The 20,695-nt window shown below is 42.3% G+C and carries 16 protein-coding genes; 2 read left to right on the forward strand and 14 right to left on the reverse strand.

Features of this window, described 5'->3' with window-relative positions; all coding sequences use genetic code 11:
- Nucleotides 1-3: 3 nt before the first annotated feature.
- Entirely contained in the window at nucleotides 4-444 is a 441-nt protein-coding gene (locus AAEY79_RS00470) for a hypothetical protein (protein WP_350587755.1), read from the forward strand.
- Nucleotides 445-578: 134 nt separating this feature from the next.
- Here the strand turns inward: AAEY79_RS00470 and mscL are convergent, their stop codons facing one another.
- The 3 genes from mscL to AAEY79_RS00485 all read right to left on the reverse strand — a co-directional run bounded on the left by mscL (nucleotide 579) and on the right by AAEY79_RS00485 (nucleotide 4,724).
- Nucleotides 579-1,025 (reverse strand): large conductance mechanosensitive channel protein MscL, encoded by a 447-nt coding sequence (gene mscL / locus AAEY79_RS00475; RefSeq protein WP_025650911.1) that lies wholly within the window; start codon nucleotides 1,023-1,025, stop codon nucleotides 579-581.
- A 196-nt stretch (nucleotides 1,026-1,221) separates the two neighbouring features.
- Nucleotides 1,222-3,072 (reverse strand): translational GTPase TypA, encoded by a 1,851-nt coding sequence (typA, locus tag AAEY79_RS00480; RefSeq protein WP_025650910.1) that lies wholly within the window; start codon nucleotides 3,070-3,072, stop codon nucleotides 1,222-1,224.
- 356 nt (nucleotides 3,073-3,428) lie between these two features.
- The gene (locus AAEY79_RS00485) at nucleotides 3,429-4,724 is read right to left on the reverse strand and encodes an OmpA family protein (RefSeq protein WP_350587756.1); all 1,296 of its coding nucleotides are present in this window, start codon (nucleotides 4,722-4,724) and stop codon (nucleotides 3,429-3,431) included.
- A gap of 582 nt (nucleotides 4,725-5,306) precedes the next feature.
- On the opposite strand from AAEY79_RS00485, the gene AAEY79_RS00490 reads away from it, so the two are divergent.
- Nucleotides 5,307-6,032 (forward strand): GspH/FimT family pseudopilin, encoded by a 726-nt coding sequence (locus tag AAEY79_RS00490; RefSeq protein WP_227674977.1) that lies wholly within the window; start codon nucleotides 5,307-5,309, stop codon nucleotides 6,030-6,032.
- Between the two features lie 196 nt (nucleotides 6,033-6,228).
- Here the strand turns inward: AAEY79_RS00490 and AAEY79_RS00495 are convergent, their stop codons facing one another.
- From AAEY79_RS00495 to AAEY79_RS00545, 11 genes are all read right to left on the reverse strand, one after another.
- Nucleotides 6,229-6,999, reverse strand: a complete 771-nt coding sequence (locus AAEY79_RS00495; RefSeq protein WP_101211800.1) for a DNA repair protein RecO — start codon at nucleotides 6,997-6,999, stop codon at nucleotides 6,229-6,231.
- Nucleotides 7,000-7,059: 60 nt separating this feature from the next.
- Complete coding sequence (era, locus tag AAEY79_RS00500) at nucleotides 7,060-8,025, reverse strand: GTPase Era (RefSeq protein WP_051395131.1); 966 nt, start codon at nucleotides 8,023-8,025, stop codon at nucleotides 7,060-7,062.
- Between the two features lie 362 nt (nucleotides 8,026-8,387).
- Nucleotides 8,388-9,185, reverse strand: a complete 798-nt coding sequence (rnc, locus tag AAEY79_RS00505; RefSeq protein WP_025651614.1) for a ribonuclease III — start codon at nucleotides 9,183-9,185, stop codon at nucleotides 8,388-8,390.
- Between the two features lie 154 nt (nucleotides 9,186-9,339).
- Nucleotides 9,340-9,735, reverse strand: coding sequence for a DUF4845 domain-containing protein (locus tag AAEY79_RS00510; protein WP_025651615.1), 396 nt, complete (start codon nucleotides 9,733-9,735; stop codon nucleotides 9,340-9,342).
- Nucleotides 9,736-9,920: 185 nt separating this feature from the next.
- The gene (lepB, locus tag AAEY79_RS00515) at nucleotides 9,921-10,823 is read right to left on the reverse strand and encodes a signal peptidase I (protein ID WP_201616464.1); all 903 of its coding nucleotides are present in this window, start codon (nucleotides 10,821-10,823) and stop codon (nucleotides 9,921-9,923) included.
- A gap of 78 nt (nucleotides 10,824-10,901) precedes the next feature.
- A complete protein-coding gene (gene lepA / locus AAEY79_RS00520) occupies nucleotides 10,902-12,698 on the reverse strand; it encodes a translation elongation factor 4 (protein WP_025651617.1) in 1,797 nt (598 codons plus the stop codon).
- 271 nt (nucleotides 12,699-12,969) lie between these two features.
- Entirely contained in the window at nucleotides 12,970-14,187 is a 1,218-nt protein-coding gene (locus AAEY79_RS00525; protein ID WP_227687578.1) for a capsule biosynthesis protein, read from the reverse strand.
- A gap of 153 nt (nucleotides 14,188-14,340) precedes the next feature.
- Nucleotides 14,341-16,932 carry a capsular polysaccharide biosynthesis protein gene (locus AAEY79_RS00530; RefSeq protein WP_352286777.1) on the reverse strand — a complete coding sequence of 864 codons (2,592 nt, stop codon included), beginning with the start codon at nucleotides 16,930-16,932 and terminating at the stop codon, nucleotides 14,341-14,343.
- A 33-nt stretch (nucleotides 16,933-16,965) separates the two neighbouring features.
- Nucleotides 16,966-18,747, reverse strand: coding sequence for a polysaccharide biosynthesis/export family protein (locus AAEY79_RS00535; protein ID WP_201616468.1), 1,782 nt, complete (start codon nucleotides 18,745-18,747; stop codon nucleotides 16,966-16,968).
- A gap of 138 nt (nucleotides 18,748-18,885) precedes the next feature.
- Nucleotides 18,886-19,992 (reverse strand): capsule biosynthesis protein, encoded by a 1,107-nt coding sequence (locus tag AAEY79_RS00540; RefSeq protein ID WP_227502344.1) that lies wholly within the window; start codon nucleotides 19,990-19,992, stop codon nucleotides 18,886-18,888.
- Nucleotides 19,970-20,641 (reverse strand): ABC transporter ATP-binding protein, encoded by a 672-nt coding sequence (locus tag AAEY79_RS00545; protein WP_101211795.1) that lies wholly within the window; start codon nucleotides 20,639-20,641, stop codon nucleotides 19,970-19,972. Before AAEY79_RS00545 ends, AAEY79_RS00540 begins: the two co-directional genes overlap by 23 nt.
- Nucleotides 20,642-20,695 lie beyond the last annotated feature (54 nt).

The raw sequence follows: 20,695 nt of genomic DNA on the forward strand, positions 1-20,695 counted from the left end.
ATCATGACTGTCAAAACTCGCTTTCAACATGCTGTTAAGTCCAAGCTTTTAACCGCTCTTACTAGTATCAGCCTTGTAGTTATCACTATGAATTCAGCCTCAGCGGCAATCGAGATTGACGAGACAGATTTTGGTCCTTCATATGACACTATGGTAGTCGATACGGTAGTAGGTAAGCCGTTGCAACTAGTCGCCGCCGTTACTGGTACAGCCGCCTATTTAGTTAGCCTGCCTTTCGCCGTCGTCGGTGGTAATGCGGATCAAGCGCAGCAGAAGTTATTTGTAGAGCCGTGGGATGCGATGGGACGTTGCTTGGGCTGTACCGTCGCCGAGGATAACTATTATAAGTCACAAGTCACTGATAACAATGTCGTGCGTATCATCGTCGATCAGCCATCAGAGATTTTAATCAATACCAATGACTATGTGATAGTAAGACCGTAAGATATTCAAATCTTTTTAAATACTCTCTAACTATTAAGTCATACCTTCATACTAACAACTTTATGAACTGACAATAAAAAAGGCTAACATCGCGTTAGCCTTTTTTTATATTCTACTAGTCCAATAATATGGGTTTATTTAGTAATATTAGTATTGCTAAGCTTTGCACTAATTTCACGAAGCAATTGCACTTCTTCTGAAGGCTCCTCTACCGCCACTTCTTCTACTTCGTCAGCACGACGCATGTTATTGACCATTTTAACCATCATAAAAATGATAAAGGCCAAAATTAAAAAGTTGATAAGCACTGTAATAAAGCTACCGTACGCTAATACAGGGACGCCAGCTTCTTTAAGGGCATCATAAGTCATCGCGATACCTTCAGGGGCATCACCCAAGATGAGAAACATATTTTTAAAGTTAATCTCACCGCCAAAGATAAAGGCGACGATCGGCATAATAATGTCTTCAACCAACGAGGTGGTAATGGTTGCGAAAGCACCACCGATGATGACACCGACCGCTAAATCCATCACATTACCCTTTAAAGCAAACTCTTTAAACTCAGATACCATACTCATAATGTGTCCTCCTAAAAAATATTTTTGGATTATACTATAGCCCATTTAGTATACGACGAAGTATCAGACAATAGGCATTATTTGGGTATTATAAGGAAAATTTCATGCATTTATTATGGGTATAATAGCAAAATGCAAAAAAGGCTAACATAGTGTTAGCCTTTTTTTAAATATTTATTGGTATTAATATAAGCTATTAAGCACCTTTCTTGCTACGACCATGACGCTTACGTTCACTTTCAGTTAAGTAGCGCTTACGGATACGTATCGCTTTTGGTGTTACTTCAACCAATTCATCATCTTGAATAAATTCAAGCGCTTGCTCAAGAGTAAACTTGACAGCTGGTGTTAACGTCAACGCTTCATCCGTACCACTAGCACGAACGTTAGTCAACTGCTTGCCAGTTGTTGGGTTCACCGCCATATCATCGTTACGTGAATTAAGTCCAACGATCATACCTTCATAAACTTCAAGCTGTGGCTCAGCAAATAGTTTGCCACGCTTTTGTAGATTAAACAGAGCAAAGCCTAGACAAACACCTTTGGTCATAGAGACCAATACACCATTAGAGCGACCACCCACATCACCAATTTTTTGTGGTCCATAATGTGAGAAGCTTGACGTCATGATACCAGTACCTGAAGTCAATGTTAAAAACTCAGAACGGAAACCAATCAAGCCACGCGCTGGCATAGTCGCTTCAATACGCATACGACCTTTACCATCAAGCTCCATGTTAGTCATCTCGCCTTTACGTAAGCCGATTTGCTCCATGATTGGACCCTGATGCTCTTCTTCAATATCAAAGACAACATTTTCATACGGCTCTTGTAGCTTACCATCAACTTCTTTAACGATAACTTCTGGGCCAGATACACCCATCTCAAAACCTTCACGGCGCATGTTTTCGATCAACACCGATAAATGTAGCTCACCACGACCTGATACTTTGAATTTATCAGGGGACTCAGTGTCTTCTACACGCAAAGCCACGTTATGAATCAACTCACGCTCAAGACGCTCACGAATATTACGTGAGGTCACAAACTTACCTTCACGACCTGCGAATGGTGAGTTGTTTACTTGGAAGTTCATTGATACCGTTGGTTCATCAACCGTCAATGCTGGTAAGGCTTCAACGTTGTTCGGATCACAAATAGTATCTGAGATATTAAGCGCGTCAATACCAGTGATACAAACGATATCACCTGCTTGTGCATCTTCTACTTCGATACGATCAAGGCCATGATAGCCCATGATTTTTAAGATACGACCATTACGCGTGTTACCGTGCTTATCAATGATCGTTACTTGAGTATTTGTTTTAATCTTACCGCGTTGAATACGACCAATACCAATAACACCAACAAAGCTATTAAAATCAAGGCTTGAGATTTGCATACGGAAAGGCGCATCTGCATCCACTTGTGGTGGCTGCACAACGTCAACGATAGTTTTGAAAAGTGGTGTCATGTCATCAGCCAAGCTATCGGCTTCTAGACCAGCAACACCGTTCAATGCCGAAGCATAAACCACTGGAAAATCTAACTGCTCATCTGTGGCACCAAGGTTATCAAACAAATCAAAGATTTGATCCATAACCCAATCAGGGCGCGAACCAGGACGGTCAATTTTATTGATAACGACAATTGGTTTCAAACCTTGTTCAAAGGCTTTTTGTGTCACAAAACGAGTCTGTGGCATTGGTCCATCAACAGCATCAACGACCAAAAGCACGCAGTCTACCATCGACATAACACGCTCAACTTCTCCACCAAAATCGGCGTGACCTGGAGTATCAACAATATTGATACGATATTCGGTATCGTCAGTACTATCTGTCCATCGAATAGCTGTGTTTTTGGCCAAAATAGTAATGCCACGCTCTTGCTCAATATCACCTGAATCCATTGCACGTTCAGCAATGTTTGCACGGTCGCCAAAAGTGCCAGATTGATGTAATAGTTTATCAACCAAAGTTGTTTTACCGTGATCAACGTGGGCAATAATTGCGATGTTACGCAGGTGTTTGATATCGTTCGCCATATAAAATGCTCTTTTCGTCTTAAAAAAATGCAGTAGCAGTAAGCACCGCTGGATAAACTTTTACCATCAACCAGAAAGATATGATTATTTGACTCTTAAATGATTACACAATTTGTAGACTCATTTAATTAATAGTAATAAAATCAAATACCTATGCTGGAAAATCCATCGTACAGATAGCTATGCTAATGTACACTTTGTTAATCTACAAAGTGTTTGGGTCGCTAGTATAACATTATTGCACGATTAATTTACGTAATAAGTTGCTTTTCTCAGTACATAAATAAAAAAAAGCCACCCATTGGGCAGCTTTTTTTGTAACGATATAACTAAGAAGTTAGCTGTCTAGCTATTATTTACTGAACAACCATGTCTTTAGTTTGTTCAACAGTCATAGTTTTGTCACCAGTGATGATGGCATAAACACGACGGTTCATAGCGCGACCTTCTTCAGTGTCGTTTGGCGCGATTGGTTGGTCATAACCATAACCAACGGTTGATAGACGGTTTGGAGCAATACCAAATTCGTTAGTCAACATAGATTTCACAGCAACGGCACGGGCTTCAGACAGACGTTGGTTATAACGTGCTGAAGGACCAGTTTTAGAAGCATGACCTTCTACGCGTGCAGTTGAGTTAGGATACTCGCGCATCTTCTCTGCTACTTTAGCGATTTCAGGTTTGTATTGGTTTTTGATAGCTGATTTGTCGTTATCAAAGAATACACGAAGTTCCATTTTCAGCTCATCAGTAATGTCTACTGGTACTGGGCAACCGCGCTCATCAACAACAACATTCATTGGAGTGCCTGGGCACGCATCAATGCTATCAGGTACGCCATCGCCGTCAGAATCAAGATCAGATTCAACAACAACGATTGGTGGAGTCTCAACCATAGGCTCTACCATTGGAGGAACAGCTACTGTAGGTGCTAAATGGCCACCAAGTACAACTTCTAGACCGGCCAAAGCCATGCCTTCCCACCAGTTGTTATCGAAGTTATGAATCGCACGAGCTTCACCACGTAGGCTTAGCGCGTCATTGATGCGATACATAGCACCTAGGCCTAAGTTACCGATAGTGTCTTTAGAGTTTGATACTTCAGTACCAGCTTTTACAGTGTCGCCTACTTCATAGCCAGCTACGTCTGAAGTAGCTTCATACGCTTCTTGGTTTTCGACTTCAATTTTAGATTGACCAGCACCAATTAGAACATATGGTTTGAACGGGCTGTCAGTGTAACCAGTAAATTCTTCAGTACCGATTAAGAAGTTACCAGAAATCATAGTCTGTTCAACATCAAAACGATTAACGCCTGAATCAGCAGAATCTTCAGACGCTTCGCCGTTCGTGCTTGACACACCATATTCTACTTGGAACTGAGTAGAAGGAGTTAGCTCGATACCTAACGCAGCACCAGTATATAGACCACTTTCTTTTGCTACACCACCGTTAGGATTACCTACACGATCAGTGTTGTTTTGTAAATTCTTACCAGTAGTAAGCACTTCACGCTGTTTGTCAGCTGTGTCACTGATATCCTCAGTTACGTGATAACCAAGTAACAATGGGCTAATAGTAACACCAGCGTTAGCTGCCAAAGGTGCAACCGATACGGCAACCAGAGCTAGAGCAATTTTATTCAATTTCATGGACTTCCTCCAAAGGATAATTTTAGTGATGCATTAAGCAAAACTACTTCTCAAGATGCTACCGAAAACACATCTTTTACGAATTTTAAATTACAAAGCAAAACTAATTTAGAAGTAGCTTAGCGATTATCAATTCAGTTTACAACTTTTTTCGTTAACGAGCTACACATTATTACACGATAATGTCGTAACTAAAACACAATGACCAGCTTAAGTTACTGAGAACTAACACACCTTACGATTTTCACCTTTTGTGTATGAGTTCGCAATAGATTCTAAACCGAAGCGTATCTGTTGGTTGAGGGTATTTTAGTACAACTAGTATTTTTTCTCTATTGTTAAAACTATCTATTCACTAATTGAAACATTTTTTGACAATAGACATATATTCTGTTTATATTGTAATAACCAACATTAATCCATTATGAATATCTGATCGATAATGATACGTGTATAGAGTGATGATTATCTCAAAAACTTAAATGTTATTAACTTGCATGTTTACGGACAAGAATGAGTGATAGTGATCATAGGCATATCAATATAGCATCAAATACATAATTTGTTACAGGTAATACTCGTATGGCTATATTACATATAATATCGTCAAATTGCCAACAACTATCTGTATTTATTTTACTTAAGTTGCTCTTAGCTAAGAATAAGCTTGCCCGTACAATCATATTTATTTATACGTCTCAAATCTCTTCTATAAATCATAAACAAACGATTCTAAATCAGAATGTCACCGACGATAAACACGCTTATAAACTTTCAAGTCAAAATGGTTTTACGCTGGTAGAGCTGATTGTCACCGTTGCAATACTCGCGATTATCACAACGATTGCTGCGCCAGCTATTTTGACGCAATTAGCAAGCATGGAAGCCAAACGTATCAGGCATGGCTTAACAGATACGCTAAAGCTCGCGAAAGTAGAGAGTCTTATTCGCCGTCAAAATATATTGGTATGTTTGTCAGATAGCAATGGTCGCTGCGATAAGAACAGCAATAAAACCTTGTTGCTATTCGTAGATAACAACGATAATCAGCATTTCGATAGCGGCACAGATGACTTATTACAAGAACAAACCCTAAACCCTAAATATGGCACCCTACATCTGCGTGCAGGAAGACGTCGTTACGTCAGATTCTATGGCGATAGCGGCAAGCCACGCGGACATTTTGGCCACTTTAAGTATTGTCCAAGCTCAGTATACAGTCAGGCGATGTATCAAATATCATTCAGTCAAGGCGCTAATATTAGTTTCAAACCTAATGACAGTCATCCTACTGATTGTGGTGACTAGGGCGTGTCCTCAATTCAAGCGATTGTATCTAAATGGGCTAAAAATGGCTAAATTTTGCCAAACATCGTCAAATAGCTGATTAATATCCCGATATTATTTGCGCTACTTTCCTCATTTGACTTCAATTTATCTCATTTTTATGACCATTTTTAAAATGAGGACACACCCTAACATGCTTTGAGATTTGAGGTTTAAGCTATAACTGATAACGCTGTTGCTGTTGCCAAAGCAAGCGACTTTGAAGCGGCTGATAATCTAAGAGATGGTCAATCAGTTGCCGATGTAAACGCGACCAAGCATTAAGTGTGACATCACTTATTCCCTGCTCTACCATCAGCACTATCTCGTTGCCCTCAAAAACCGTTCGCCCTAGGCTAGCACTGTCTAAAAACTCAGCTTGTACAATGGGGACCAAACCGACATCAGGTAAGAACCGATAGACACTGTAAGGCTCAATGCTATCTTGAACATTGTCATGCGTTAACGTCAGGGCAAAACCCAACTCGTTAAATAGATACTGTTCAAATTGCCGCAAACACAAGCGCAGCTCATTAGCAGACAAGGGCTGTTTAAGCCTATCTAAACTGTCTTGATAATGCTGCCATAAGATTGGCATCGGATCTTCAGTGGGCAATAAGCGCCAGAGTATCTCATTTAGATACAAGGCAGCGTATTGCTGTTGACCAGTGATGTTTTCGTAAGGAATGGCTGTGAGTGTTTTCGCGGTAGCGTCTTCTAGAAGCACATCTGTTTGTACGACGTACTGAGGTGCGATATTAATCTGGCTGAATGTCTTTAAATCCCGCTTACCCGTAGCAAACAATTGCAAGGGCATAAATAAGGGCGCGCCTTTTTTACCAATACCATGTATGACCCCATGCTGCTGAGAGAATAGGTAATATAAAGCGCGTTTTTCTTGGTAAGGGCGCTGATGTAACAAATAACCAATCAATGCTTCATTACGCATTTATCATTACCTCAGCGCTGATCATAAAATGCACTCAAAGATGTTATTCTTAAATCACTGTTAATAGCCCAAGCTGGTCAATGCACGTTCGTCATCAGACCAACCACGTTTCACTTTTACCCAAAGCGTTAGCATGATTTTTTTATCAAACAGCTGCTCCATATCCTTACGTGCATCCATACCCACTTGTTTAATACGTTGACCTTTATCACCGATGACAATTGCCTTTTGACCACTACGCTCGACGTAGATCGTCGCATCGATAAAGGTACAAGCTTTACGTGGGCGGCCCGTCTTTGGATCGGTATGCGCAGGTTCGTCTTTGAAGCCATCAATCTGTACCGTTAAGTCATAGGGTACTTCATCACCCGCGCTGCGCATGATTTTTTCACGGATAATTTCACTGGCTAAGAAACGCTCTGAACGATCGGTAATTTGCTCAGTGTCATAGATAGGCGCAGCAATAGGCAGATGCGAAGCAATAACTTCTTGCAGACGATCTAAGTTTTGATTTTTTAATGCAGAAACTGGAACGATATCAGCGAAATCAAAGCTATCACTAAAGGTTTCGATTAATGGTAAAACGCTGCCTTTGTCTTTTAAGGTATCCGCTTTATTAATCACTAAAACTACTGTTAGATTAGTATCGCCAAGCTTTTGTAAAACCAGTAAATCATCGTCACGCCACTGATCTGAGTCGACGACAAACAGAACTAAATCGACATCAACCAGTGCCGATACGGCAGCCTTATTCATACGCTCATTGATAGCTCGCACTTCATTACGATGAATACCTGGCGTATCAACGAACACCGCTTGCATTTCATGATTGGACAAAATACCGTGGATACGATGACGGGTCGTTTGCGGTTTACGTGACGTAATAGATAACTTCTGACCCAATAAATGGTTCATCAAGGTTGACTTACCCACGTTTGGACGTCCAACGATTGCCACATAACCTGCTTTAAAATCCTCAGCCATACGCGCATTATTATTTGGCGAAAAAAACTCTTCGATGGCCATATCATTTTCTGCATCGTTGTTTTCTGCATCGTTGTTTTCTGAGTGCTCGGAATTTAATTCAGCACTTTTTGATTCAGCGATTTCTGGCGTTGGTTTTACGTCTGTTTTTTGGGTCATAGCGTCGGTATTATCTTCATTATTTGATGGCAAGTCAGTACGATTGCTCATAGATTTATCCTGTGGGGTTTATCATTAGCTCAGCAGTTCTACTGCTATCTACAATAAAGTAGTAGTAAATAAGATAGCAGCACCATGCTTGGCTTGAGATATTTGCGGTTTTAAAATAAGTATTATTTAAAAATAACCCTTACTTAAAAAAATGTAAATTTATTGTTTTATAAAATATGGCTTTAAGATTTAGATTATGAGCGAGTTTTTGGCAAGCTTGGCAGTTTATGTAGCTGGTTAATCATTAGCTCTGCTGCTTTTTGCTCAGCAATACGGCGACTCTCACCCGATTCAGTAATATCAGGACAATTACTAATATTTACCTGACAGCGCACCACAAAAATTTGGTGTGGTGCATTGCCACGCGTTTCCATCAGCTCATAATGTGGCAAATCGAATTGTTTAGATTGCAGCCATTCTTGCAAGCGGCTCTTAGCATCTTTTAGGGCTTTTTGGTCGTTGACATTATCGATCAGATCGCCATACCATGAGAGCACGCAATCACGAGTAATAGTCATATCCTGACTGTCTAGATAGATAGCGCCAATCAGCGACTCTACAGCATCGGCTAGTATAGAGGCGCGATTACGACCGCCACCCTTGCGCTCACCTACCCCTAATATGAGGTGGTTGGAAAGCTCTAAGTTTTGAGCAATGATGACCAGTGACTCTTGACGTACTAAGGTGGCACGCATACGCGTCAATCGCCCTTCGTTTTGACTGGGATAACGATGGTATAAAGCCTCACCCACAATCATACCCAATAGCGCATCGCCCAAAAACTCTAAACGTTCGTAGTTTTTTTTGCTATCGAACGAGCGATGAGTCAGTGCCAGCTTGGGAAGCGTAAGGTTATTAAACACATAACCCAGTTTGCGCGTTAATATCGCTAGGCGTTGGATGAATTCTGAGCTAACAATAAGCGTGTCAACAGACGGGTCATTTGTTTGGGAGGTAGGAAGCGCCTGAGAGTGCTGCGAAGTTGGTTTCATGCGAGGCTTGTGGTTATCCCTTTTGTTTTACTGAAGTAATTGGTCAATAATGACTGGTTAATAGTGATTAGTTAATAACTAATCGCTATTAAAAAATATAAAAGTAAATAATTTTTGCTAAATAAATAACAGATAAGCACTCTGCCTATTCAGGTTACTCTGTCACGGTTGCGTCAATGTCACCTTCAAAGCGATTGACAATATCGACGTTACCGAAAAGGTTGTTGGTTTCTTCATATTTCTTATAAATAGCCAACTGACCGGTTTTTTTGTTGGTGAAAGTAAACACCTCTTCTGCATTGGTATCATAATCAGCATTGATAGATAGCTGCCGATTCACACGCTCGACGAATTGCTTGGCCGTCTCACCTTTGTCATTGGCTTCTTTAAGCTCCATTCCTAAAAGCTTGGTCAGCTGATAATCACCAATCTGTGCCGGTACAATAGCAATTATCAATTTGACGGCAATACCGAGAACAATGATGAATAAAACAATGCTAGTCACACTAGCTCCGCGCTGGGTCGACAAACCAGATAACTGCTGCACCATAACACCTCTCAACGGGTAAATTATTATATTATTATTGAGCACTTAACTACAGCATGCCCTCAATTCAATCGATAATCATAATATTAGCACGAAACTATTATTGATAAGTCAGCCTACGACCGACGCATCAAGCCGCTATTGCTTTATAAATTTAATCACTTTATAAATTTAATCGCTTCAGAACTTTAATCAATAGCGCTGTTACGTGCAAAGGTGGGCAAATTGAGACCTGGTGGCTTATGCATCCAAATATAAACAGCCTTGCCTGCTAGGTTTTCATCAGGGACAAAGCCCCAAAAACGGCCGTCGGCACTGCGATCACGGTTATCACCCATCACAAAATAATTACCTTCAGGAACTTTAATACGCCACTCGTTACCCTCTGAGCTAACCACTTCTGGTGCTTGTTGCTGCAAAAAGGGCGCATACTGTGAGCTATTCATGCCTTTCAAGTAACGAACGAGATGCTCATGCTCACCCTGCGTTTCTTGAAAATACTGCGCTTCACCCTCTTCTTGCTGACCCATTGCTGCCGCATTTTCTTCCGTCAGCACTTGTCCTGGGGCAACTTGTCCGGCAGGGTACAGCTGTGCAGTTAGCTCAGCATTGGCATCAAAATCAATAGATTTGGTTGTTACAGGCACATCATTGATAGCAAGCGTACCTTGATCATAGCTGACTGTGTCACCCGGCAAGCCAATGACACGTTTGATATAATAAATACTAGGGTTTTCAGGGTAGCGAAAGACCGCCACGTCGCCATGTTCCGGCTCGCCAGTATCCAATACCTTATTGTAAGTCAGCGGCAGGCGCACTCCATAAGCATATTTATTGACGGCAATAAAATCGCCAGTATATAAAGTTGGTACCATGGATGAGGACGGAATATTAAAAGGCTCAATTAAAAATGAGCGAACTATTAATACTACTGCCAATACGGGGAAAAAATCATAGGCCCAACGTACCAGTAAGCTCTCTTGGCCGCGGCCACGTGTTTTACGCTGTTTTAGCGCCAGCTTATCCAATAGCCAAATAATACCCAAGCCAATAGTTAATGGCACTAAAATCAAATTAAAATCAAAATCCATACTTAATTGCCTATTAGCGAGCTACTTATCCAACGATGATATCGGTAAAACCAGCCATGATATTCGTCTATTAATAATCTAATCTACCTGCAGTACCGCTAAGAAGGCTTCTTGTGGAATCTCGACATTACCCACTTGCTTCATGCGTTTTTTACCGGCTTTCTGTTTTGAGAGCAGCTTTTTCTTACGCGACACATCACCGCCATAACATTTAGCCAAGACGTCTTTACGCATGGCTTTTACGGTACTACGTCCGATAATCTGGCTACCAATTGCCGCTTGAATGGCGACATCAAACATCTGACGTGGGATCAGCTCTTTCATCTTACCAACGAGCGCATTACCACGGTAACGCGATTGGGTTTCGTGCACAATCATGGCAAGCGCATCGACTTTCTCACCATTGATTAATACATCTACCTTAACCAATTTATCCACTTGATAACGCTCAAAATTATAATCAAGTGACGCAAAACCACGCGATACTGATTTTAGACGGTCAAAGAAGTCCATGACCACCTCCCCCATCGGAATATCAAAGATCAGCTGTACTTGACGACCCATAAAGCGCATATCTACCTGTACCCCGCGGCGCTCAATACAAAGCGTCATCACGTTACCGAGATAATCCTGCGGTACTAAAATCTGACAGCGGGCAATCGGCTCACGGAACTCTTCGATATTATTCGGTTCGGGCAATCTTGATGGGTTATCAACGTAAATAATACTGCCATCTTTTTTTACAATCTCGTAGATAACTGACGGCGCAGTGGTAATCAAATCCAAGTCATATTCGCGCTCTAAACGCTCTTGGATAATCTCCATATGCAGCATGCCGAGGAAGCCACAACGAAAACCAAAACCTAGTGCATCAGAAGTGTCTGGCTCAAAAAACAATGACGCATCATTAATTTGTAATTTTTGCAGCGCTTCACGGAACTTTTCAAAATCAGTCGATTCAACAGGGAACATACCGGCATATACTTGCGGGGTAATCTGTTTAAATCCAGGAATACGATCAACATCTGGCGTACTGGCATGCGTAATCGTATCACCCACTGGCGCGCCAGCAATATCCTTGATACCCGCAATAATAAAGCCAACTTCACCCGCTTGTAAGATACCTGTATCTAATGGTTTTGGGGTAAATACACCAATGGATCCGACCAAATGCGCATCTTTGGTCGATTTAATATAAAGTTTGTCACCTTTTTTTATGGTACCTTGGCGGACACGTACTAGTGATACGACGCCCAAATAATTATCAAACCATGAATCGATAATTAACGCTTGTAGCGGTGCGTCACGGTCACCCGTTGGCGCAGGAATAAACTCAACCAATGCCTCAAGTAACTTATCAACGCCAAGACCTGATTTCGCCGACACGCGCGGCGCATCAACGGCATCGATGCCAATGATATCTTCAATCTCTTGAATGACACGCTCAGGCTCAACTTGTGGTAGATCAATCTTATTTAAGACTGCCATCACCTCTAAACCTTGATCCACTGCGGTATAACAGTTGGCGACCGATTGTGCTTCGACGCCCTGAGCCGCATCTACAACCAATAGTGCGCCTTCACAAGCCGCTAGTGAGCGTGAGACTTCATAAGAGAAATCGACGTGACCCGGGGTATCAATAAAGTTTAGCTGATAACGCTCACCGTTTGGATGATCATAATACAGCGTCACCGACTGTGCTTTAATCGTGATACCGCGCTCACGCTCAATATCCATGGAATCAAGGACTTGTGCCTGCATCTCGCGATCTTGCAGCGCGCCACACATCTGAATAAAACGATCGGCAAGGGTCGATTTGCCATGATCAATGTGGGCAATAATAGAAAAGTTACGAATATTGGCTAATGCAGTCACAAAGCGCCTACTAAATAATGGATGTTGGAGTAATGATCGGTTCGCACAATGGTAATAATAGCCATTGCTAAAGCGTACCGATGTATGCAGGTATTCTAGCAGTTTTCCACTGTAAAGTAAGGCGATTTTATTAGCAGGGATTGGAATGGCTACTGACATTAACGACTGAGTAGTGTTAACGATTAAATAAGTGCTTAGATTAACATTTTACAACGCAATATTAATGGCTTTAATTTAACCAAGACATCATTGGCTGGCTCTGTCTGATAAGTTATTTAGCGGTATCAGAACTTATGCTAGTGGCATCCGTTGGCTTTAAATACTTATACATCCAGGGTGATTTGCCATAAAAAGCGCCATTGATTTGCGTCTGTTCAATCAGATATTCACGAAACCTTAAATAAAACTCATTATCTGGGCTTTTGGGATGCTGCCAAAAATCATCAAGCGGCTTTGGGTCTGTCAGTTTTGGGGTGTCGTAAATCGCGCGACCCATAACCTTGGTAGGTTTTTTATGATATACCGACTGTAGCCCTGTCGTACTATTAATCGTCACCATACCAATACTATGCTTCATCAAGGTTGGCAGATGCATATCGCAGCCATAAAAAACGCGATGACTGACCTGATAGCGCGCAGCCAAACTGCAGACCAATTCTCGATAATCTCGATGACCGCGATCTAACGGATGGTGCTTAAATACCAATAAATGCGCCTCATGAGCATGACCTGCAAAGCTTGCGATGGCTTCGTCAATGAACTGCACCACATCACGATAATCACTGTGATGAGTAATCTGCGAGTCATTGTGTACTTGTAGGCTAATCAAGAAGTAATTATCACTTTCTTGTTTGGTCAGTCTCTTTTGTAGTTGTTTGTCAGGTACATAGCCGCGCAGCTTACGCCATGGCGCTTTTAACCATGCTATTGCCTCTTGCCACGCTGTCATACCTCGGTAATGCGAATAATGGGGATAGCGACTCTTGTATAGCCAAGCAATAATGTAGTAAACGATGGCGGCGATACTCAAGCGATAAAAGCGATTGTGCGTATATAACGGCTTATCATTGGCTTTATTCAACGCTTTAATATCGGCAATTTTTAACCGCGAATTACCATTAATACCGTACTCCTGCAAGGTAATATAATCGGGTCGCAAATAGCCTTCTTCGAACACAAAAAATGAAGTGCCTAACTTTTCACTGATGCACGACGCTTGTGTATGATGCGGGCGGCAGTCACCAAAACACACAATCGCATCAATATTATGCTCGCTAATAAAGGCCTGTAGCCAAGACGAAAACTGCGCCAAAGTACCTGTGTACTCATGTGTATTAGGATGGCTATAAAAAAACGCATCACCGGCATTAAAGTTGATTTTACTTACTTGAATATTTTGAGTCTGCAAAAATGTAGAAAAGCGATTGAAAAAGCCGCCCATCTTTCCCTGTAACAGCAAGACGTGTCGATGAGTAAGCAAATGAGACATCGAAGCTGCCATAGTATTAGATTACCATTGATTGAAGAATAGACAGACAAAAGAGAGGCAAAGGGATTGAGTAAATAACCCTAAATGACAAACAATTATACCGAAAAAACCCTTGCTTGTCGCAATGGATTTATAAGAGGTACTTGGCGTTTATTAACGAGATGATTTACGTAAGCGCTGCTGCCATTGATGGCGCTGCTGCATAAAATACGTGGCAGCACGGCGCTTAAACTGGCTAGGTATCTGGCTGCTTAGAGATAAAGGCATTTTTGACGTGACACTTGTCTTCATCGAAGCATTATTTATCTGGTTTTGCTTCACGGCAAAATCCTTATTTTTCGGCGGGTACAAATAGTCAATCACTTGCTCGACTTGCGCCAGTCCATAGCCATTAGGAAGGCGATACAAAGGGTAGTCTATTAACGTACAGTGTAGCAGTTGTTCAAGCGTCAACGACGTCTGTCGTTTTCGTCTCTTTAAATAGTCCGCTTTTGGTGATAGTTGGGCATCAATATCTGTCGTTAAACCCCAACCGGCATAAAACGGTAAGCCGTAACAAGTGACGTCTAAACCACGAAGCAAGGCTTCAAAACCTGTCAATGAGCTAATAGTATGCACCTCATCAACACTGTCTAAACAGTCCGGCATTGCGGTATCATAAGCGACCGCTTGTACCTGTTTCAGATGCGCGGCCGCTACCTTTCCTGCGCGTAACCCTGCCTCAACATCTGGATGCGGCTTATAAATCAGATAAGCATCAGGATTGTCTTGGCGTACACGCGCAATCAAGCCACTGTTGGTTTTAATCGTTGAACCACAATATTGCACCGACAAGTCGTCTTCTACTTGCCCGACAATAAGAATTCGCGATTTTCCAGATGCTATTGAGGCCTGCCTCCACTGACCATCAGCATTGCTATCAGAATCAGGCGTATGACTGCCCACATTGTACTTGCTTACCCGCTGAGTCAGCAGCTTGTCTCGCAGCGACTCTACTCGTGCACACTGCTTTGGCGTCAAGGCCTCACAGTAACGCAATAGCGTTTCCAAATCTGATGGCTGCGTTGCATCATAATAGATACCTTGCTTGTCTATAACCACAGACAACGGTGCCAATAAGGTAGCTCCCAAACCGTTTGAGCGAATAAACCCATCTTCCATACAGTAAATAGCTGTGATATCTGAGCGTTGCCCAACCAATTTACTTTGTCGTTTCTTTTGTACTTGCTGGCGCTTGGCTAGACCCCATACCAGTAGCGGCTGCTGATAATTAACCCGTAAGTGATCAGGATGCAGTAAATTTTTGAGGCGTGGCTTGGGTTTTACAAACAAATTGGTACGAGGTAGATTGACAAAAGCTTTCACAAAGGGCAGCTTCCAACGGCTAAACTCGTATACCGTTAAATTACCCTCAAGTCGTCCTTGCCAATAGCGATTGGTGATTAACCACTCAATGGCGCTATCAATCTCGCAAGCTTGCTTGGTAGCTGGATCTACATAGGAACTATAATCGATATAAGCACTATAAAATAAGGTTTCTAACGTAACCCTAAGGTTATTAGAAGATTGCTTTCTTCGCTGGTTAGGCAGATGCTCAGGTCTTTTCCACGGTTTTGTCAGTAACTTAGAAAGTCGCCCTGATTCTGTTGATTTTTCAAGCGGTGTCATGGCAATAGCAAACGCTTGACGGCGCTTCTTTACTACTTTAAGCAAGCGCTTTGGTGCACCGCTATCATCGGTCAAACCCCAACCACTATACCAATTAACGCCAAAGCAATGTACTGTTTTGCCGAGCATTAATGCCTCAAAACCCATGTGCGAGCTAACGGTATAAACATCGCTAACTTGCGTCAACAGCTCGATAGGGTTAAGCGCTTGGGTTAACAGTCGAACGTTTTTAGGTCGTTTTAAACGGGTCAGGTATCCTGATTTTGCTGCAGGATGGGCTTTGATCCAAATATGGGCATGAGGGTGATTACGGCAAGCAGCTTTTAACATGCGCTTGAACTGCTTACCATCAGCACCCGCGCCTTTGATAGAGGCATCACCAACGACTTGATCAATTAACAACACATGCGTTTTTGGAGCAGTGGGCGCTATATTAGAATTTTTCTCGGTCACCAAGTCATCTAATGAGGGACTTGCAATCACTGCATTGTATTTGCTTAATTTAGCGTTGCAAATACGCGCCATTAAGGCTTGCGCGCGCTTGTTGTCTGACAATAAGTCATGCGCACTTGAATAATCATGAGCACGTTGAATAATTAGCTGTTCAAGGCGTGAGCGCTGCGTCGAATCAAAGTAGATACCGATATCATCAATAACCACACTTAATCCATAGCGGCTACTAAGCCCAGAATCTAGCGAACGTAAGAAGCCATCTTCAATACTTAATGTCGGCAGCCCTTGCCGGTTGGCGGCGCGCTTTGCTCGTTGATAGCTTTTTTTATGACCCCAACCGATAAAAGCATGAGGGGTTTTAGGCCCTACGTTAAAGCGCTGTTGCAAAGCTGACCAAGGATACCAACGCTGTAGCTCTGCTCGTAAGACGTCTGACAGTAGAAGGTTATTACGGCGCATTCCTTTACCGACTACCGCCAGACGTTTTGGCGCAGTAGACTCCAACCATTCAGGTTTTGATAAATTAGATGGCAATAAATTAGATTTCATTGATGGCAAAAAAAGTGCGTCAATAAAGGGTAACGCCAGCGGCATCTTATCCTTATTTGTCACACTTTTTGCCATTTTCTCTACCTTATTCAAGTTATATAGGGTTGACTATAGATCTAGGACAACTTTGGCCGCAATGGCTAATTGATAAAGTATTTGCGACAAGCCACGGGCAATTTCTACACGCTTGGTTTTGACTTTCGGCAATACCATGATTTCATCACCTTGCTGGATACGATAAGCGGTATTGACCACTTCGTTTGCCCCATTTTGATGAACAACTAAAATATCTTTAGCATCAGCGTTATCAGTGAAGCCACCTGAGTTGGCAATATAGTCACCAACCGTATAATCTGGATTAAAGGTAAGCGCGCCTTGTGCTCGTACTTGACCATTGACCGTAATCACAGAGGTTTGCGCGGGTATCTCAATGATATCGCCTTGCTGTAGGATAATATCCTGCCATGAATTCGGTACGACGACGATTTGACCAGTGGTTTTAACATTACGGGCTTTGGCGACAAACTGCTTGACCAAATTGGCATCGTCTTGACGCAATGCCGCCTCTTCACGCGTTGTCGATTGACTGGCAAGCGTCAATTCTTCCAAACGATCCAGCGATTCGTTAATCATGCGTTTTTGCTGTTCAGCAACAGACTCACGATAAATCGTTAAATGCGTCAGCTTCGCCAATGGGCTTGGTTGCAACTGGGGGACGATGTCTTTTAGACGAGCACCATAAGGTACAACCATGGCACCATTACCCGTATGAGCGCCTTTAACTTGTACGGCGATGGTGCCGGCATAACGATCTGAGGTAACCACCATCTGATCGCCATTATAGACAGGAACATTCTGCGCTTCTGCAAGGGAGTAATATTCTGCGGTTTGCGCGCGTCCTGCACTGCGAGTGATGCTAACGTTGGTAGCTTTAGCTGCGGGACTAGCAACTTGCAGTACATCACCGATGGTTAAGTCGTTTACATCAAACTCAAAGGTGTATTCGTTCTGAACTTCCCCGCCCACTTGAAAGGTTTTTTTCTGTGGGGCAACAGTAATGACGTCACCATCACGGAATGCAAATGACTGTAATTTACCCGCCAATAAAAAATCATATAAATTGACTTGCTGCAACATCTGACCATTACGTTTGATTTGGATATCAATATAACTGCCGCGGGTTGGATCAACGCCGCCCGCACGGTCTAAATAGGACAATACTGAATCTGCTGCAAGCCCACCATAATAACCGGGTTGTTTGACAAAGCCAGTCACGAAAACTTTCACTGGCTGTGCTTGCTCTAATGACGCATAAACGCCGACGTTCGAGCGATAAATACGACTGACCGCACTTTTGACCACGTTTTGTAGACTGCCATTTTGCACACCAGAGATACGGACTGGACCAACATTCGGTAAGAAAATATTACCTTGCGGATCTACAGTCGTGGTCGCGGCATATTGATAGGCGCCCCACATTCGTACTTGTACATTATCACCAGGATTAATCACATAGCTGTCGTTAAAGGTAGAACCAGAAGTCGTCGAAAACGCACCGCGAAATAGCTGCTCCCCAAACATCATATCTTGAGTGTCGATATCTTGGTAAGGGCGCGTGGTATTGATCACTGACTGACTCGGTAAGCTTGCTGCATTGACGGCTTCTTGCGTTGTTGCTTGACCCGGAACTCCACCAGAGAAAGCTTGCGTTGAGACATTAATGTTACTGCGGTTTTGGTCTTGACTCATGCTATTGCTACTAGTACCAAAGCTAGACCCTGCTATTTGATCCGCATAACTGGTTGCTGCTATTGCCGAGATGCTGGTCGCAGCCATCGTCAAGCTGATTACCTTAATCATGGTCACGATAGGACGTGGTTTCATGTTCATGCGTTGTATTCCTTTGCAGATCTATCGATCATTACTGGTATTTGGTTTGGCAAATCGTTCGCGATTGCCAAGCGCATCAAATCTTTAGCTTTTTACAGGGTAAAAATTTTAAAACTTACCCTGTAAGACAATCCAAAGTTAGCTGCGATGGTCACGAACCACTGCCATTACTAGACGTACAAAGCCATAAAGCATCAAAAGCAATGCCAGCGATGTCCAAATAATATAAATATGACGCGGATAGGATGCTTCTTCAGCCTCATAAGGGGTTGAGATTACAATCAAGTTTTTCATTTTTTTAAAGGCTTCTAAGCGGGCCTTTTCAAGCGATGATAGTGACAACTTATATAACTCAGTGGCGAACTCAACATCCGCTTTAATCGTCTCAAACTGTACAGCTTGACGGTTCAATTTGGTCGTATTTGGTGAGGTTAGTTTGGTTTGTTCTTGAGCAATCTGCTCTTCAACTGCCTTGATTTGACTTCTTAACGACACCACTTGCGGCGCATCTGGGTTCAAATAGCTTAGCAATTGTCGCTCTTCAGTGCGTAATGAGCTAAGCTGCGCTTGTAGGCTACCAATCAGTTGATTAACAATTTGGGCATTGGCCTGCGGGTCATAAATTTCGTTTTCATTTTGATAATTGAGCAACTGTTCTTTGGCATCATTCAAGCGATCCTGTGATTCATCGAGTTGCGTCTCGGCAAACACCAGTTGATCACGCGCGACCTCTTGTGAAATGCGGTTTACAAACTGTTCAGACTCACTCAAAATCGCTTTGTTAAGCTCAAAAGCGTAGTCTGAATCAAAGGCTTCTGTCGATACTGACAATACATAGCTTTGTTCGTCAAGATTGATATGAACCCGACTTTTAAAATATTCGAGTAAATCTTCTTGCGACGCATCAGGATCAATCTCGTAAATAGGATCCGAACCATCCACATAATAAGCTTCGCGGAACTTAAACTTATTATCAAGGCGCTTCACCATATCATTGGACAATATATATTCAGTCAGATAGGTTGCATCTTCTTTACTGGTGCTATTCACACCTAACAAGGCCGATAGACCGCCACCAGAAGGTACGCTAGATTCGCTCACTTGTTTCACGACCACATCAGCTGTCGAAATAAAGCGCGGATGTGCAAGGGTCATGACATAAAAGATCACCAACACCCAAGGGAGGATCACCAAGCCAATGAACAGCGAGAAGTCAATTATCTTATTTTTTCGCTTTGTGGACATGCTTTTCATAAACCTCAATCGCTTCTGTTGTGTCATCAAAGACGTGTGCTGTTTGATCCATTAGCACAATACCAATATCGCAATTACGCTTAATATCACCGATGTTATGCGATACAATTAAAAACCCGGCTTGCTGACGGCGCGCTGCTAAAATCTCTTCACTACGCTTACGAAAAGCGGCGTCACCAACCGCACCAGCTTCATCAAGCATATAATAATCAAAATCAAAGGCTAAGCTTAAACCAAAGGTTAAGCGTGCTTTCATACCTGAAGAATAGCTTTTTACTGGCATATCAAAATAATTACCAATGTCAGCAAATTCTTCGACAAAACGAATTTTTTCATCGATATAGGGTCCGCTTGAGTAAAGACGACAAACAAAACGCACGTTTTGACGGCCCGTCAAGCTACCTTGGAATCCACCTGCTACACCAACTGGCCAAGAAATAGTGGAATCGGTAATAATTTCACCACTATCCGGCTCATCAAGACCACAAATAATCCGCAGCAACGTTGATTTACCCGCACCATTTCGACCAAGTAAACCTACATTTTTTTTATCACCGATGGTCAGGTTTAAATCTTTAAATAAATAATGCCGACCTTGCTTAGTCATAAATGATTTGGAAATATTTTTGATCTCGATCATTTATCTACCTATATTTTTGAATGACTATCAATAATACTAAGGAGAAAGTTAGCT

The organism is Psychrobacter sp. GW64-MNA-CIBAN-0177 (assembly GCF_040309585.1).
Lineage (GTDB): Bacteria > Pseudomonadota > Gammaproteobacteria > Pseudomonadales > Moraxellaceae > Psychrobacter > Psychrobacter okhotskensis.